Source organism: Aeromonas sp. FDAARGOS 1410, from assembly GCF_019048745.1.
In the GTDB taxonomy this organism is placed as follows: Bacteria; Pseudomonadota; Gammaproteobacteria; order Enterobacterales; family Aeromonadaceae; genus Aeromonas; species Aeromonas jandaei.
In genome coordinates, this window is record NZ_CP077401.1 from 3087692 (window position 1) to 3103564 (window position 15873).

The 15873-nt window shown below is 57.8% G+C and carries 14 protein-coding genes and 4 tRNA genes; 11 read left to right on the forward strand and 7 right to left on the reverse strand.

From position 1 onward, the window contains the following. The first annotated feature begins 179 nt into the window (after positions 1 to 179). Positions 180 to 398, forward strand: a complete 219-nt coding sequence (gene cspD, locus I6L40_RS14225; protein ID WP_033115164.1) for a cold shock-like protein CspD — start codon at positions 180 to 182, stop codon at positions 396 to 398. A gap of 111 nt (positions 399 to 509) precedes the next feature. Here cspD and folD read toward each other — a convergent pair whose 3' ends face one another. After that, positions 510 to 1364 (reverse strand): bifunctional methylenetetrahydrofolate dehydrogenase/methenyltetrahydrofolate cyclohydrolase FolD, encoded by an 855-nt coding sequence (gene folD / locus I6L40_RS14230; RefSeq protein ID WP_071910556.1) that lies wholly within the window; start codon positions 1362 to 1364, stop codon positions 510 to 512. Positions 1365 to 1586: 222 nt separating this feature from the next. Here folD and I6L40_RS14235 point away from each other — a divergent pair. The 8 genes from I6L40_RS14235 to I6L40_RS14270 all read left to right on the forward strand — a co-directional run bounded on the left by I6L40_RS14235 (position 1587) and on the right by I6L40_RS14270 (position 8065). After that, positions 1587 to 1663: transfer RNA gene (locus I6L40_RS14235), tRNA-Pro, on the forward strand. A gap of 36 nt (positions 1664 to 1699) precedes the next feature. Further along, positions 1700 to 1776: transfer RNA gene (locus I6L40_RS14240), tRNA-Arg, on the forward strand. A 41-nt stretch (positions 1777 to 1817) separates the two neighbouring features. Continuing rightward, positions 1818 to 1893, forward strand: a tRNA-His gene (locus I6L40_RS14245). Positions 1894 to 2212: 319 nt separating this feature from the next. Next, entirely contained in the window at positions 2213 to 2926 is a 714-nt protein-coding gene (gene rstA, locus I6L40_RS14250; RefSeq protein ID WP_071910558.1) for a two-component system response regulator RstA, read from the forward strand. A gap of 21 nt (positions 2927 to 2947) precedes the next feature. Continuing rightward, the gene (gene rstB / locus I6L40_RS14255; protein WP_071910561.1) at positions 2948 to 4273 is read left to right on the forward strand and encodes a two-component system sensor histidine kinase RstB; all 1326 of its coding nucleotides are present in this window, start codon (positions 2948 to 2950) and stop codon (positions 4271 to 4273) included. Between the two features lie 54 nt (positions 4274 to 4327). After that, a complete protein-coding gene (locus I6L40_RS14260) occupies positions 4328 to 4507 on the forward strand; it encodes a hypothetical protein (RefSeq protein WP_033115160.1) in 180 nt (59 codons plus the stop codon). A 289-nt stretch (positions 4508 to 4796) separates the two neighbouring features. After that, positions 4797 to 7349 carry a bifunctional lysylphosphatidylglycerol flippase/synthetase MprF gene (mprF, locus tag I6L40_RS14265; RefSeq protein WP_216994452.1) on the forward strand — a complete coding sequence of 851 codons (2553 nt, stop codon included), beginning with the start codon at positions 4797 to 4799 and terminating at the stop codon, positions 7347 to 7349. An 11-nt stretch (positions 7350 to 7360) separates the two neighbouring features. After that, positions 7361 to 8065 (forward strand): AcvB/VirJ family lysyl-phosphatidylglycerol hydrolase, encoded by a 705-nt coding sequence (locus tag I6L40_RS14270; RefSeq protein WP_042032312.1) that lies wholly within the window; start codon positions 7361 to 7363, stop codon positions 8063 to 8065. Between the two features lie 77 nt (positions 8066 to 8142). Here I6L40_RS14270 and I6L40_RS14275 read toward each other — a convergent pair whose 3' ends face one another. Next, positions 8143 to 8523: a diacylglycerol kinase gene (locus I6L40_RS14275; RefSeq protein ID WP_033115157.1), complete on the reverse strand. Its 381-nt coding sequence runs from the start codon at positions 8521 to 8523 to the stop codon at positions 8143 to 8145. A 136-nt stretch (positions 8524 to 8659) separates the two neighbouring features. Then, positions 8660 to 10276: an MCR-3-related phosphoethanolamine--lipid A transferase gene (locus I6L40_RS14280; protein ID WP_216994453.1), complete on the reverse strand. Its 1617-nt coding sequence runs from the start codon at positions 10274 to 10276 to the stop codon at positions 8660 to 8662. Between the two features lie 208 nt (positions 10277 to 10484). On the opposite strand from I6L40_RS14280, the gene I6L40_RS14285 reads away from it, so the two are divergent. Beyond that, positions 10485 to 11261, forward strand: coding sequence for a hypothetical protein (locus I6L40_RS14285; RefSeq protein ID WP_216994454.1), 777 nt, complete (start codon positions 10485 to 10487; stop codon positions 11259 to 11261). Between the two features lie 84 nt (positions 11262 to 11345). On the opposite strand, the gene I6L40_RS14290 is transcribed toward I6L40_RS14285, so the two are convergent. Both I6L40_RS14290 and I6L40_RS14295 read right to left on the reverse strand, forming a co-directional pair. After that, positions 11346 to 11433: transfer RNA gene (locus I6L40_RS14290), tRNA-Ser, on the reverse strand. Positions 11434 to 11567: 134 nt separating this feature from the next. Then, a complete protein-coding gene (locus I6L40_RS14295) occupies positions 11568 to 12020 on the reverse strand; it encodes a YbjN domain-containing protein (protein ID WP_081849277.1) in 453 nt (150 codons plus the stop codon). 161 nt (positions 12021 to 12181) lie between these two features. Between I6L40_RS14295 and I6L40_RS14300 the strand changes: the two genes are divergently transcribed. Then, complete coding sequence (locus I6L40_RS14300) at positions 12182 to 13519, forward strand: flavohemoglobin expression-modulating QEGLA motif protein (protein WP_071910573.1); 1338 nt, start codon at positions 12182 to 12184, stop codon at positions 13517 to 13519. A gap of 67 nt (positions 13520 to 13586) precedes the next feature. Here the strand turns inward: I6L40_RS14300 and I6L40_RS14305 are convergent, their stop codons facing one another. After that, positions 13587 to 14168 (reverse strand): thymidine kinase, encoded by a 582-nt coding sequence (locus tag I6L40_RS14305; RefSeq protein ID WP_041207468.1) that lies wholly within the window; start codon positions 14166 to 14168, stop codon positions 13587 to 13589. Positions 14169 to 14259: 91 nt separating this feature from the next. Further along, the gene (locus I6L40_RS14310; protein ID WP_071910575.1) at positions 14260 to 15840 is read right to left on the reverse strand and encodes a Na+/H+ antiporter NhaC family protein; all 1581 of its coding nucleotides are present in this window, start codon (positions 15838 to 15840) and stop codon (positions 14260 to 14262) included. Positions 15841 to 15873 lie beyond the last annotated feature (33 nt).

Below are 15873 nucleotides of genomic sequence, written 5' to 3' on the forward strand. Positions count from 1 at the left end.
ATAGACTTGTTAACCAGATCACATCAGTTGTTAACAACTCCTTGACTCGCTCAAAAGTTAGACTAGATTGGTTACTTGCTAATCTGTGCCCGTCTGCTATGGGCTCATGTCCCTAGTTATAATGGGCTGGCGCAGGTTACTCAACGACTTCTGGGTAATCAATAAAAGGATGTAGAAGTATGGCAACCGGCACAGTTAAGTGGTTTAACAACGCAAAAGGATTTGGGTTTATCTGTCCGGAAGGGGGTGGTGAAGATATCTTTGCTCACTACTCCACCATTCAAATGGAGGGCTACAAGACCCTGAAAGCGGGTCAGGCTGTCCACTTTGAACTGCAACAGGGGCCGAAAGGAAATCACGCCTCCGTCATTGTGCCGAACGAAGCACAAAATATATAAACGAAAACCCGTTGGATAAATAAAAAACCGGTTCCTCTCTGAGCAACCGGTTTTTTATTTTCATTTATGTGACTCGCCTGGCATTAGCTACGAACACACCACAGTCACGCTTTAGTCATGGTACTCGTTGCAGGCTATCAGGGTATTTTCCATCAGACTGGCCACCGTCATAGGGCCAACACCACCGGGAACCGGGGTGATGAAAGAGGCATGACTGCGCGCCGTTTCAAACTCCACGTCCCCAACCAGCGAACCATCCGCAAGACGGTTGATACCCACATCGATAACCAGCGCCCCCGGCTTGATCCACTCTCCGGGAATAAAATTGGGTTTGCCGACCGCCACTACCAACAAATCTGCGCGGCGAACCTGATCCTCAAGATCTCGGGTAAAACGGTGACAAGTCGTTGTAGTGCAGCCCGCCAGCAGCAATTCGAGGGTCATGGGACGCCCGACGATATTGGAAGCACCGACCACAACGGCATGCAAACCATGGGTTTTAACACCGGTGGTTTCAATCAGCGTCATGATCCCTTTCGGGGTGCAGGGACGCAGCGCCGGAATACGCTGTGCAAGACGGCCAACGTTGTACGGATGAAAACCGTCTACGTCCTTGTCAGGGAGGATCCGCTCCAGCACCAGAGTGGTATCGAAGTGATCCGGCAGCGGCAATTGAACGAGGATCCCGTCGAGGGTCGGGTCATCATTCAGCTGATCGATCAGCGCCAACAACTCATCCTGACTTGCCGTTGCACTCAGGTCATATGAGCGAGAGTGAAAACCGACCTCTTCACAAGCCCGACGCTTGCTGCCGACATAAACCTGAGAGGCAGGATCCGCACCCACCAGAATGACTGCCAGCCCTGGAGCCCGTTTCCCTGCTGCCAACCGCTGTTGGACCTGTGCCGCGACCTGGCTGCGAATCGTTTGCGCAACCTGTTTTCCATCTATGATTTTGGCAGACATCGTTCTCCACTCACCATGTGTTCAACTGCCGCGCATTGTCGCATTTTTTTAGCCGGGATGTTAGCGTCCAAGAGAGGTCTGGCCTGCAACGGGCAATAAGTAGGCACTTGAATTTACTGGGGGAAAAATACGTTGACGCTGGCTCTTTTGCTTGGTTATGATGCCGCCCCGTTGCCCAGTACGGCTCATGTCGTTATGCTGGCACGTTGAAAGCAACAATTTCGGTGATTAGCGCAGTCCGGTAGCGCATCTGGTTTGGGACCAGAGGGTCAAAGGTTCGAATCCTTTATCACCGACCAAGTTTATCGATTTGCCACTCAGGCGAGTCGAGAAAAGCGCCCTTAGCTCAGTCGGATAGAGCAACGGCCTTCTAAGCCGTGGGTCGCAGGTTCGAATCCTGCAGGGCGCGCCATTGATTCTCAATTTGTTGACGGATCAATGCAGTTTTCAGTGGTGGCTGTAGCTCAGTTGGTAGAGTCCCGGATTGTGATTCCGGTTGTCGTGGGTTCGAGCCCCATCAGCCACCCCATTATTCCGTCGTTTGGCACAACGCTGCCAATACGGCAAGATACAAGCCTTCTGGCTTGTCAAAAAACCGGCCTAGGCCGGTTTTTTTTGTTTCTACACCGCCATTTTCTGCGTTTATATCCCCGCATGTCTCATCGCACTGCGCCCTGAGTGGCTGAAATGCCAATGGCCCTGTGCCTCATGATTGCTCTGCCACCCGGCTATCGCCCTTATCCTCGCGCTCCCCATATAACCCTCCCTCGTTCTTTTTCTGTATTTCCCAAGCGGCATTGATATGCTGACAGCTCCTCTTTTCTCCTGCTTCCGGTTGGAGCTTTTCTATGCAACGCATTCTTTTTGTTGAAGATGATCCCGAGATTGGCCAGCTCATCAGCAGCTGGCTTGGCCGCCACGATATGGAAGTGATCCTCGAACCTAGAGGCGATATGGCACTGGCCCGGGTCGAGGCCGAACAACCGGACCTGGTACTGCTCGATATCATGCTGCCGGGACAGGATGGCATGTCCCTCTGTCGGGATCTGCGGCCACGCTTTGATGGCCCCATCGTGATGCTCACTTCGCTCGACAGCGACATGAATCAGATCCTGAGCCTGGAGCTGGGGGCCAACGACTACATCCTTAAAACCACCCCTCCCCCCGTGCTGCTGGCAAGATTGCGGGTGCAATTCCGCCAGCATCAGCAAACCGCCGCGCAACCGATCGCCGCCGCCAGCAGTGTGCCGCAGCAGTTGCAATTTGGCCGCCTGCTGGTCGATGGGCCGGGGCGGGATGTGCGTCTCGATGGCGAGAGCATTGCCCTCTCGACTGCCGACTTTGATCTGTTGTGGGAGCTTGCCAGCCACGCCGGCCAGATCCTGGGGCGGGAAGCCCTGTTCCGCAGCCTACGCGGCCGAGAGTATGACGGTCAGGATCGCAGCATGGATGTGGCCATCTCCCGCCTGCGCCGCAAACTGGGCGATAACCCTGACAACCCGACCCGGATCAAAACGGTGCGCCAGAAGGGCTACCTCTTCGTCCCCCACGCCTGGGAATAGCCTTAATCAGGGAGCACTACCATGCGCCGTCTCTTTATCCAGTTCTATCTGTTGCTGATCGGCTGTTTCACCCTGGCCATCCTGTTGGTTGGCGTAGTCTATCAGGTCACCGCCGAGCGAGCCGGCGACCGCTATCTCGAGCGGATGATGCAGGGCTCTCTTGGCCTGCTGACCGACGAGCTGGCCAGAATTCCTCCCGAGCGCTGGCCAGATCGGCTGGCCGAGCAGAGCAGCCAGTTCACCCTCCCCCTCAAGGTTGGCGAGCTGGCCCATCAGCCCCTTGCCAGCGAGGATCAGGCATTTCTTGCCGCCGGCAATATCGTCATCGTCGAGGAGGATGACACCTTCTTGCAACGGATCCCCGATACCGATCAGGTGCTTATCGTTGGCCCTGTGCCCTATCTCTCCTACCTGCACGAACTGCACTGGGTCGATGTGGGACTGCTGCTGATCATTGGCCTCTCCCTCGGGCTGCCCATCCTGCTCTGGCTGCGTCCGCACTGGCGCGGCTTGCTGCAACTGGAGCAGACGGCGCGCCGGGTAGGCGATGGCGATCTCTCCTGCCGAACCAACCTGCCACCGGGCAGCAGTCTGGCCCGGGTGGGACGTACCTTCGACCAGATGACAGCCCAGCTGCAAGCCATGCTCACCAGTCGCAAGCAGCTGACCGATGCCATCGCCCATGAGCTGCGTACCCCGCTGGTTAGGTTGCGTTATCGGCTTGCCATGCTCGATCCTGCCCCTGCCGCAGAAGAGCAGCAGGCGCTGGAGCGGGATCTGGGGGCACTGGACTCCCTTATCGAAGAGATGCTGACCTACGCCAAGCTGGATCGACCCGAGCTGCCGCTGCAGCGGGACGAACTGGAGCTCGGCAGCTGGGCAGAGCATCACCTCGGCGACTGGCAAGCGTTGCGGCCGGAGAAACATCTGACCCTCGCTCTGCCACCCATCAAGATGCCTTGGTGCGGCGATCATCGTCTGCTGACACGCGCCGTCGAGAACCTCATCGGCAACGCCCTGCGCTATGCCGAAAGCGAGGTTACCCTCTCCATCTCGCGGCTGCAGGAGAACTATCTGCTGGAAGTCAGTGACGACGGGCCGGGTATCGACCCCGCACTGGCGCACCAGATCTTCGAGCCGTTCGTGCGTCTTGATCAGAGTCGGGATCGCCGCACCGGCGGCACCGGGCTGGGGCTTGCCATTGTGCGCAGCATAGCGCTCCACCACGGCGGTGATGTGGCATTGCTTCCCGCCAGCAAGGGAGCCCGCTTCTGCCTCACCCTCCCTGTACATTTGGATACAAACCGTCACCAAGTGCTCACTGAAGTACCGCGCTCAGCGTCATAGGATGAAGCCATGGAGAAATGCTCCATACCACCAATCCGAATAAGGAAATTGACCATGAAAAAAATCATTCCCCTGACTCTGGCCGCCGTTTTCGCCCTGACTTCCGGTTTCACCATGGCTGCGACCCCGACCAAAACTGCCGCCCCGCAAGCGACCCAGACCAAGGTTGTGAAAAAGCACCATAAAACTGCGCACAAAGCGCCGTCCGTCAAAGTCGCGCCGAAAACCAAGTAATCGCCTCTGACCCTTGAGTGACGACCAGACCGTCAATCTGTACATAACAGAGCAAGAGTAGAGCGGAGAGATAAAAGGGAGGCAGGTTGCCTCCCTTTTCATCTGGTCATGATGAAAACTGCCTCTGCCAAGCAGGTTCCACATGACAAGATCATTGCTGTTCCATCATGCCAACTATCGTAATAACCTCATGACACTGCCGCACATTATTCAGGCTATCGCGCATCATCCAACCCATTACCGTAACCTCATCAACGCTCATCGTTTGAACTGACAATAGGAACATGGAATGTGGCGTCATCTCATTAAATGGCTAGGCCCGCTCTGCAGCTTGTTGCTGCTGGGCGCCGCCCTGACCGTACTCTATCACCTGACCCATTCATGGCACTGGCACGATATTCGTATCGCCATCTGGTCACAACCGCTGCCCACTCTGGCTGGCGCCCTGCTGCTGACCCTGCTCAGTTATGGCCTGCTCTGTGGCTATGACATGCTGGCATTGCATGCGCTGGGCAAGCGGCTCCCCTGGCAACAGGTGGGAGTCACCTCCTTTATCGCCTACACCTTCTCCAACACGCTGGGCTTCGCCCTGCTGACGGGCGCCTCGGTGCGCTACCGGATCTACTCGGCCCTCGGGCTGGCGACCGGCGAGGTGGCACGGGTGGTACTCTTCTGCTCCATCACCTTCTTCCTCGGGCTGCTCGGCTGGGGCGGCAGTGCCTTGCTATTCGGCAGCACGGCGGCCCAGCTGCTACCCGACTGGCCAAGCTGGATCTACAGCCTGCTCCATCTGGCGGGTGCCGGCGCCCTGCTCTTGGTGCTGTGCTATCTGCTCTGGCCCCGTCCCAGCTTCTCCTGGCGCGAACACAGCCTGATCCTGCCCGGGATAAAGGTACGCCTGTTGCAGCTGCTGGTCGCACTGGCGGACTGGATGGCCGCCGCCGCCGTGCTGTTTGTGCTGTTACCCGCCGATAGCGCCCCCTACCCCGTGCTGCTCAGTGCCTTCGTGCTGGCCAGCTTCCTCGGGGTGCTGGCCCACGTGCCGGGCGGGATCGGGGTGTTCGAAGCGAGCATGAGCCTGCTGCTGGCCCACTACCTGCCGGCCGACAAGCTGCTCGCCTCGCTGCTGCTCTACCGGTGTATCTATTACGTGCTGCCTTTCCTCTGCGCCCTGCTGCTCTTTACCAGTCAGGAGATGTTGCAGCAGAAGGCTCGCTGGCAGCGGTTGCAGGGGATCATGAGCGCCATTCAGGAGTTTCTGCCCGCCCTTATAAGCGTCGGCACCTTCGCCGCCGGTAGTCTGCTGCTCTGCTCGGGCATGATCCCGACCATGCGCAGCCACATCGAGGTGTGGCTGCAGGTGCTGCCGCTCCACCTGCTCGAGCTCTCCCACGTGCTCGGCAGCGTGAGCGGTATCCTCCTGATCCTGCTGGCACGCAGCCTCTATCGCCGTCACGACGCCGCGTTTCGCATCACCCAGCTGCTGCTGGCTCTGGGGATCGCCTTCTCCCTGCTCAAAGGGGGGGACTGGGAATCAGCCCTGCTGCTCGGCAGCTTCCTGCTCATCATGACCCCCTGCCGCTCCCTCTTTTATCGCAAGGGGTCGCTGCTCTATCCCCAGTACACCCCGGGCTGGCTCATTTCAGTTGGCGCCGTGTTACTGGGGGCGCTGTGGCTGCTGCTCTTCTCCTACCGTCAGGTGGAGTATGACCACGCCCTCTGGTTCCACTTCTCGCCCCACGGCGGGGCTGCCCGCGGCCTGCGCGCCATGGGGAGCGTGGTGGCCGTGCTGGCCGTGGCCGGGGTTGCACAGCTGCTTGCGCCGCTGCGCGTGGTCGGTGAAAAGCCGGACAAGGAGACGCTGGCGCGCGCTCACGAGCTGGTGGTGCGCGAGGGGGGGATCCACGGCTATCTGGCCCAGTTGCAGGACAAGTCCCTGCTGTTCCACCCCGCCGGTGACGCCTTCCTGATGTATGGCATCGAGGGCAACAGCTGGATTGTGATGGGGGATCCGGTCGGTCGCCCCGAGCAGATCGAAGAGCTGCTCTGGCAATTTCGCGAGCGGTGCGACGAGCACGACGCCAATCCGGTTTTCTATCAGGTCTCGGCCCGCTATCTGCCGCTCTATCTGGAGTTGGGGCTGATCCCCTTCAAGCTCGGTGAAGAGGCGATGGTCGATCTGGCTACCTTCGATCTGGCGGGCAGCCGGCTGCGCAACCTGCGCCAGAGCCACGCCAAGGGCAAACGGGAAGGGTTGACCTTCGAGGTGGTCGAGGCAAGTGCCGTGGCCCCCCTGCTGCCCAGATTGCAGACCGTCTCCGATACCTGGCTGCAGAGCAAGATGGGCAAGGAAAAGGGCTTCTCGGTCGGCCGCTTCGAGCCTGACTACCTGACCTTGAGCCCGGCTGCGCTGGTGTGGCACGAGGGGCAGATCGTCGGCTTTGCCAATCTTTGGGTGAGCGATAACAAGGAGATGCTCTCCATCGATCTGATGCGCTACAGCCTGGATACCGGCACCGCCCCCATCATGGATTTTCTCTTTGTCGAGCTGCTGCTGTGGGGCAAGGCGCAAGGGTACGCCAGCTTCAATCTGGGGATGGCCCCCATGTCCGGCTTCAACGATCACCCGCTCAACAGCTACTGGGCCCGTCTTGGCAATACCCTGTTCGTCCGTGGCAGCCGTTTTTACAACTTTCAGGGGCTCAGACGCTACAAGGAGAAATTTTCGCCCCGCTGGGAACCCCGCTACCTGCTCTGCAGCAGCAAGCTGGTACTGCCCAGAACCCTGACTCACCTGATCACCCTGATTAGCCGCGGCCCGCTGGGGCTGATCAAGAAATAGGAGCATGGCCAATGAGAGCCTTGATATTGCTGTTACTCAGTCTCGTACTGCCCGTTTCGTCTTTTGCGGCGCACGCCGCCCCGGTCAAGGATGACCTGAGCCTGATTGAGCTGCCGGTCAAGCAGCCATCCGACGCCCCCATGGTGATCTTTCTCAGCGGCGATGGTGGCTGGGCGGCCCTCGACAAGGGGCTGAGCGCCCAGTTTCAGCTGCACGGCATGCCGGTCGTAGGCTGGAGCTCCCTCACCTACTACTGGAAGAAGAAAACCCCGGAGCAGGTGACCGCCGATCTGGAGCGGATCCTCGATGATTATCAGGCGCGCTGGCAGCGCCCTCGCTGGCTGCTGGTCGGCTTCTCGTTTGGTGCAGAGATTGTCCCCTTCGTCATCAACCGGTTGCCGGAGCACTATCGTCAGGGGCTGGTCGGGGCCGTGATGCTCTCCCCCTCCACCAGCTCGGACTTCGAGATCCACGTCAGCGACATGCTGACCCACAAGGCCCGCAGCTATCCGACCGAGCCGCAGGTAAAAACCATCCGGGATCTGCCGATGGTCTGCCTGCAAGGTGCCGATGACGATGACGACGACCGCCTCTGCCCCCGTCTCAACCAGCCCAACGTCACCACCGTCACTCTGCCGGGCGGCCACCACTTTGAGGATGATTACCCGGTGCTCTATCAGGCCATCACCAAACACATGACCCTCACCACCCCCTGAGCGGCGATGAAAACAGAGAGGGCGACCACAGGGTCGCCCTCTCTTTTTGTATTCGGGGTCTCGCCAACTACGGCTGATCACCACCAGCCCAGCAGATTGCGGCCGGTCAGCGCCCCCCACACCAACACGTTGAGCGCCAGCGCAATAAAGACTGCGGCAGAGCCCATGTCCTTGGCCCGGCCGGAAAGCTCGTGATGTTCGGAGCCAATTCTGTCCACCACCGCCTCGACCGCGGAGTTGAGGATCTCCACAATCACCACCAGCCAGCTGATGACCATCAGCAGCAGGATCTGGGTCAGCCCATCCCCCACCAGAAAGGCCAGCGGCATCAGCAATATGATCAGCAGCAGCTCCTGACGAAAGGCAGCCTCATGCAGCCAGGCGGACGAAAGCCCCTTCATGCTGTAACGGGTGGCATGGATAATCCGGGTGATCCCTGTAGCGCCAGGTTTGGCCATTTTTGCTTCCTCTTTTGATGGCAACCTGCTCCATTTCGTACAAAGTACCTAAACAAATGGAGCAAGTCATATATGAAAATTGAACAATTTTGGAGATAAAAAAGGGGCGCACTGGCGCCCCGAGTCGGCCCTCACCTTACTGCACGGTGCGGCACTGGCTGAAAATATCGAGCTGCTTGTCGTATACCGCCGTGCTGACATCCCAGATCCCGAGCACAGAGGAGAAGAGGTTGTCATGGGAGTAGCGATTGTCTGCCGCTTTTTGCTGCAGGCAGTTCAGATCCATCCCCTTCTCTTTGACAAAGCCCGGCGACATCCAGACCTGCATCGGCACCCGGGTCTGGTCGTCAGGGGCAAACTTGTAGGGCGTGCCATGCAGGTAGAGCCCCATCGCCCCCAGCGACTCGCCGTGATCAGAGAGGTAGATCAACGCCGTGTTGTACTTATCTTCATACTTTTTCAGCTTGGTAATCATCTCTGCAATGACAAAATCGGTGTAGCGGATGGTGTTGTCATAGGTGTTGACCAGCTCTTCATCGCTGCAGTTCTCGATGTCGCTGCGCGGGCAGTCCGGCACGAACTGGCGATGGTTATCCGGATAGCGCTTGTAGTAGGTCGGGCCGTGGCTGCCGATAAGATGGAAACCGACCAGCTTGTCGCCCTTCATCTGCGCCACCTCGTCGTCGAGGTTCTGCAGCACAACCTCGTCATAGCAGGTGTTCTTGTCGCAGAACTGCGGGTGATCTTTTGGCTTGATCTCGATGTTGGGCACCCGATCACACACCCCTTTGCAGCCGCCGTCGTTCTCCTTCCAGAAGATGGAGACCCCGCTTCTTTGCAGTACATCGAGCAGGCCTTCGCTGTTGCGGGCCCGGTTGTCATCAAACTCCTTGCGCCCCATGTTGGAGAACATGCAGGGCACCGACACTGCCGTAGCCGTGCCGCAAGAGCGCACGTCCTTGAAGGAGATAACGCCCCCGGCCTGACTGGTAAAGGGGTTGGTCTCTTTCTGGTAGCCGTTCATCGAGAAGTTCTTGCCGCGGGCTGTCTCCCCCACCACCAGGAACATCAGGGTCGGTTTATCCTCTTTCGCGACTAGCTTGGCATCATCACCCAGGGTGGTGAACGGAATGGGCTCGGCAACGTAGCGCTTGTACAGATACTTGGTGGTGCTGTAGACAAAGTTGGCCGGCACGATCTCGCGATTGAGCGTCTGGTTGTTGCGCCCGACCGAGACGTAATCCTGATAGTAAAACGCCGCTATGATACCCACGACAGCCAGGGATGCAGCCATGGAGAGGGCGCGCTGGAACAGCCCCAGATACCATTTTTTCGGGTACTCGATTTTGACAAAGAAGAGCAGCACGGCAGGCAATACACCGGCCAGTGCAACCCAAAGCACGATGGGCAGGCTGACATAGGAGTAGGCCTCGCTCTGGTTGGTCTCGAAGATGTTCTGGATCATGTCCTGATCGAACATGACCCGATACTTCAGCATGGTGTAACTGACGATGGCGCCAGTCACAAAGAGAAACGCAAAGAAGGGTTTCAGGAAGTAGCGCTGGGAGAAGGGCATGAAAACGAAGTTGAGCGCTGCCACCAGCAGCACCGGGATCGAGATGGCAAACCCTATCTTGAAGTGCTCCAGATTGCTGAGGATATCGTAGAAGTGAAGCAACACGGGCCAGTTAAGCAGGAAGGCAAATATCAGTGCCAACAAGAAAATAAAGGGTACAACTCTGATTTTTACCACCGAAACACCACCTATTGAACCAAATGCCGGAAAATTGAACGCAGCGTCAAAATAGACCTTGAAACTTAAGGAATACTTAAGAGCGTGCGCATATCCTCACCGTTTGCATCTGGTCAAAATGATATTTTCTTGCCATCCCCCATGGCCTTAAGGCTCTCTTGAGAGCTCCCCGACATCCTCATCCTGACGGCTCTTCGTCAGGTGCATTATGCATAACAGCGTCGCTCACTCAGTCAGCAAGGTGCCGGAGATCACTCTGGCATTCTGGTTCACCAAAATATTGGCAACGCCCCAGGGAGAAACCGGGGAGGATGCGGTATCCATGTCGATGGATCTCGGCTATCTGGTCAGTACCGGCATCTTTGCCGTGATCTTCTTTATTGCCGTCGGCGCCCAGATTTCTGCCAAGCGCTATAACCCGGCGCTCTACTGGACAACCATTATCGCCACCACCATAGTGGGCACCACGTTGGCAGACTTTGCCGACCGTTCACTGGGGATGGGCTATGCAGGCGGGTCAACCCTGCTGTTCCTGCTGCTGATGGGCTCTTTTCTGGTGTGGTACAAATTTCAGGGCAACATAGCGACCAGTGATATCAGCTCATCCAGAACCGAGATGTTCTACTGGATCACCATCATGTTCTCCCAGACGCTGGGTACCGCGCTGGGTGACGGGGTGGCAGATGATGGCAGCTTTGGCTATACCGGCAGCATGGTGCTTTTTGGCGGTATATTGCTGGCCATTGTCGCCACCTACCTGCTGACTCGGGTCTCACGCACCCTGCTCTTCTGGGCGGCTTTCATCATCACTCGCCCACTGGGTGCTGTGGTGGGAGATTTCCTCGACAAGCCGCTTGGCAAAGGGGGGCTGGAGCTCAGCAGATACTCCGCCTCGGCAGCCTTATTGGCCGCCATTGCCCTGCTGGTCTATCTCTCCACCCTGAAAAAGCGCGAGGTGATCCCGCAGGAGCTGGATCCTGAGTAAGGCGGCAGAGTTATAGCCAGAGGCCAACCGGTGAAAAAGCAGAAAAGCAAAAAGCCCTGATGTTTCCATCAGGGCTTTGCAATGTGGCGGTGAGGGAGGGATTCGAACCCTCGATACGTTGCCGTATACACACTTTCCAGGCGTGCTCCTTCAGCCACTCGGACACCTCACCAAATTTTGTTCTGTTGTTTAACGTGTTCAGCCAACACTGTGTTCGCTGCGCCGTTGCGCTGGAACGGGGCGTAATTTAGGGGAAAGCCCCGCCCGCGTCAACGGCTTTTTTGGCAAAACAGATCGTTCGCGGAATTAATGTACAGATTCCGGCGCAACCTGCATTTCAGGCAGGTTGAGGAAGCCCAAACGTTCGCATTCGGAAACCACTTCATGGGTCGCGGCAATGGTGCTCTGCACAAACAGCAGGAACTGCTCGACACTCAGGCCAGCCTTGGTAAACACGGTGTGGCCAATGACCAGACGCGGCAGGTTGTCGTCGATGATATCGAGGAACACCTTGAGCGAGGGGTACTGCATATTGAAGCGACCGAGTTCAGCCACCAGCGGCAACAGGGCCGAAGGACGCACTTCCAGCTCGGATGAGAACAGCAGACCTTCCTCTTCCACGAAGATCCGGCTCTCCTGAATGCCATCGACCGACTGCAAGGAGACAATGTGGATACCATGGCACTGATCGCAAACATAGTGCTCGATACGAGCCTGTTGCAACCAACGCATGATCATTTCGGAGCTGGGGATATTCATTATTTCCACGACAAGATTGGGATCGAGGGGCGCAGTCTAAACCAATTTTCCGGCAACCAAAAGCACGCCAGCCCAATAACCGCGCAGCTTGCTTCTTTTTGGCAAGCGCTATGCATATACTCAGCCCAATCCACGGCTACGCTTGCCCCACAGGGGGCCCCATGACCATCCAAGAAAAGTATCGCCTCCATCTGAAATCCCTCTCGGATGAGCTGCTCGCCCTGCAAAAACCGATTCGCATTCTGGATGCCATCAAGTGGCCACGACAGACCCAGGAGCGCTTTCTGGCCGATGGTGGGCGTACCCTGCCTGCAATCGACCGCCGCTTCTACGAAGCCCTCCCCCTGGGTTTTGAGCCGCGCAACAAATACCTCGAACTCAAGGAACTGCGAGACAGGATCCGCAGAAAGCTGGGACCACAAGATGATCTGGGGCTCATCCTGCAAGAGACGGTCGATCAATACATGGTGGTGATCGAGATGCTGCGCCAGCGCGGCCAGTCCGATTTTCAGCGCTACAGCCAGCTACTCTACGGCTCGGCCAGCGATCATCTGCGCGGCGATCGCAAGACTCTCAAGGAGCTGGGTGCTCGCCTGTGCGATATCTTCTCCCTGCCCGGCGCCCGCCATCTGGTACGCCCCTACCCCAAAGAGTTCGAGGGGGACACGGCGGTGGCCAAATTGCAGGGCAAGCTGTCGAGCTATTTCAGTGACGGCACAGTCCAGGTCAAGCTGAGCGATGGCATCGTCTCCGACGCAGCGGCCGGCGGCGACTACATCAAGCTCAACTCCCACGCCCGCTTCTCCGAGCTCGATCTGCAAGTGCTGGAAGTGCATGAGGGGTGGGTACATGTGGGCACCACCCTAAACGGCCGTCAGCAGCCCTATGCTACCTGGCTTAGCGCAGGTTCGCCGCGTATTACCGCCTGTCAGGAGGGGTTGGCCGTCCTGATAGAGACCCTCACCTTTAGCTCCTTCCCGGATCGGGCCAAGCGCATCTCCGATCGGGTGATGGCCATCGACATGGCCGAGCGTGGTGCCGACTTTATCGAGGTGTTTCAGCACTTTGTGGGACAGGGCACCAGCGAGCACGATGCCTACAAGATCACCCAACGGGTATTTCGTGGCGGCATGGTCGAAGGGGGCGCCTGCTTTACCAAGGATCTCTCCTATGTGCGGGGTTATGTAGAGACGGTCAACTTCATCCGTAGCGCCGTGCTGGAAGGAGTGCCCGAGATCCTGCCGATGCTGTTTGTCGGCAAGGTGACGCTGGACGATATTCCGGTGATCTATCAGCACTATCTGGAGGGATTGATCGCCGCGCCCCGCTACCTGCCGCCGATGTTTCGCGATCTCACCGGCCTCTATGTTTGGTTTGGCTTTGCCTCCGGCATGTCGCTGGTCGATATCGGCCGGGTACAGCAACACTTTCGCCAGCTGTTTCACCGCCTGCCGGTGGCGGATCCCATCATTGCCCCCGTCGATATCGAGATCGACTGAACTGCCAATAGAGAAAAAGGGCGCCAGATTGGCGCCCCTTTTTATTCATACCTTGTCCAAACGCGGGTTATTTGAACGCCCGCCCCTCCAGATAGTGTTTGCGGCAGAGCGACACATAGCGATCGTTACCACCGATCTCTACCTGCTCGCCATCGCGCATCACCTGCCCGGCTTCATTGACCCGGGAGTTCATATGCGCCTTGTTGCCACACCAGCAGATGCTCTTCAGCTCTTCGAACTTGTCGGCCAGACAGAGCAGATGGTAGGAGCCGGGAAACAGCTCACCACGAAAATCGGTCTTGAGGCCGTAGGCGATCACCGGAATATCCTGCTCGTCAACGATACGGGCCAGCTGATAGACCTGCTCCTTGGTCAGGAACTGAGCCTCATCCACGATAAAGACATCAATGTGCTTGTTGGCATGGCGCTCTTTGACCATCTCGAACAGATCGCAGGTATCGCTGAACACTTCCACTCTCAGCTCGAGACCCACCCGGGCACTGATCACGCCGACACCGAAACGATCATCGATGGCAGGGGTCATGGCCAGCGGGTGCATCCCCCGCTCCAGATAGTTGAAGTGTGCCTGAATGAGCTGGGTCGATTTGCCTGAATTCATGGTGGCAAACTTGTAGTGCAGTGAAGCCATGATACTGTTCCGAAACTGAATTTATGGGGCGCATGCTAACCAAAGCCCCCGCCAAAACCAAGGGGCCCGTGGGCCCCTTGCTCTATTAATGTTATGCCGTCGCGAGCGCTGGCTGCGCTTTGGCCTTTTTCAGGTGGTAACTGGTAAAGAGCACAAACCAGAGGGCGCTGACACTGAAACCGGCAAACCCGGAGTGCATCAACCCCATCACCAGATAACCGAGAGCCGCACCGAAGGCGATGGCCAGCGCATAGGGAAGCTGGGTCATCACGTGATCGATGTGATGGCAACCTGCCCCCGTCGCAGAGAGGATGCTGGTACTGGAGATGGGAGAGCTGTGATCCCCGAACACCGAGCCCGCCAAAACAGCAGCCAGCATCGGCAGCATCAGACTGATATCGCTGGCCGCAGCCATGTCACCGGCCAGCGGCAGCATGATGCCGAAGGTGCCCCAGCTGGTGCCAGTGGCAAACGCCATGGCACAGGAGAGGATGAAGACCACAGCCGGCAGCACCTCGATTGGCAGATTGCCGTTGGCCAGAGATGCCAGGTACTTGCCGGTCTCCACATCGCGCACTACGGCACCGATGGTCCATGCAAACAGCAGGATATTGATGGCCGGCAACATGGCCATGACGCCTTGCGGGGCGGCCTTGATCCAGTTCTTGGCGCCGAGCTTCAGACGCATCGCCAGACCGATGGAGACCACCAGACTGCAGATTGCACCGTAAACCAGTGAAGAGCCCACATTGGTGTTTTCAAACGAACCGAGCACGCTGAATGGCAGCCCTTTCTCGCTCAGGGCAGCGGCACCCGAGTCAATCATGAAATAGACGGTGGCGGCGGTCAGAGTCAGGATCGGCAGCACCATGTCGATCATGCCGCCATTGCTCTCCTCCGGGCTCTCCATATCCAGACCGATGGGACGCCCCTTGGATTCATCCCACAACTTGCCTTCCAGCGCCCACTGTTCGTGTTGACGCATCGGGCCGATATCAAGCTGAAACGCAATAACGACCAGCACCATGACCAGAGTGAAGACAGCGTAGAGGTTCATCGGGATCATCTCGACAAACGCAGAGATGGGGCTCTGATCGGTCAGACCGTGGGCCGCCATGATGCCGCCAACCAGCGCGATGATATAAGCGCCCCAGGAAGAGATCGGCATCAATACGCAGACTGGCGCAGCGGTGGAGTCCAGCAAATAAGCCAGCTTGGCACGGGAGATCTGGAAGCGGTCGGTCACCGGACGGCAGATAGCACCCACCGACAAGCTATGGAAGAAGTCATCGATAAAGAAGGCAAACACCATCATGCCGGTGAGGGTCTTGGCCCCTTTGCGGGTCTTGGCGCGCTTGGCGGCCCACTCGGCAAAGGCACGGGTTGCACCGGATACGCTCATCAGACTGATGAGGCCGCCAAGCAGCAGCATAAAGAGCAGCATGTTGATGTTATCGCGGTTGAGTGCGCCATCAACCCAGAAAATCTTCAGCACGGTACCCAGCAGATATTGCAGGGAGTCGAGGGGGGAAAACTGATTGAGCAACAAACTGCCGGTTAAAATACCGACGCCAAGCGACAGCAGCACGCGGCGGGTCAGGATCGCCAGGGCGACAGCCAATAAGGGGGGCAGTACGGACCAACCGGAGTCGGCAAAATGACTAATGTCCATGATCTCTTTTCACCTAAAGAAAACAGGTGGAGA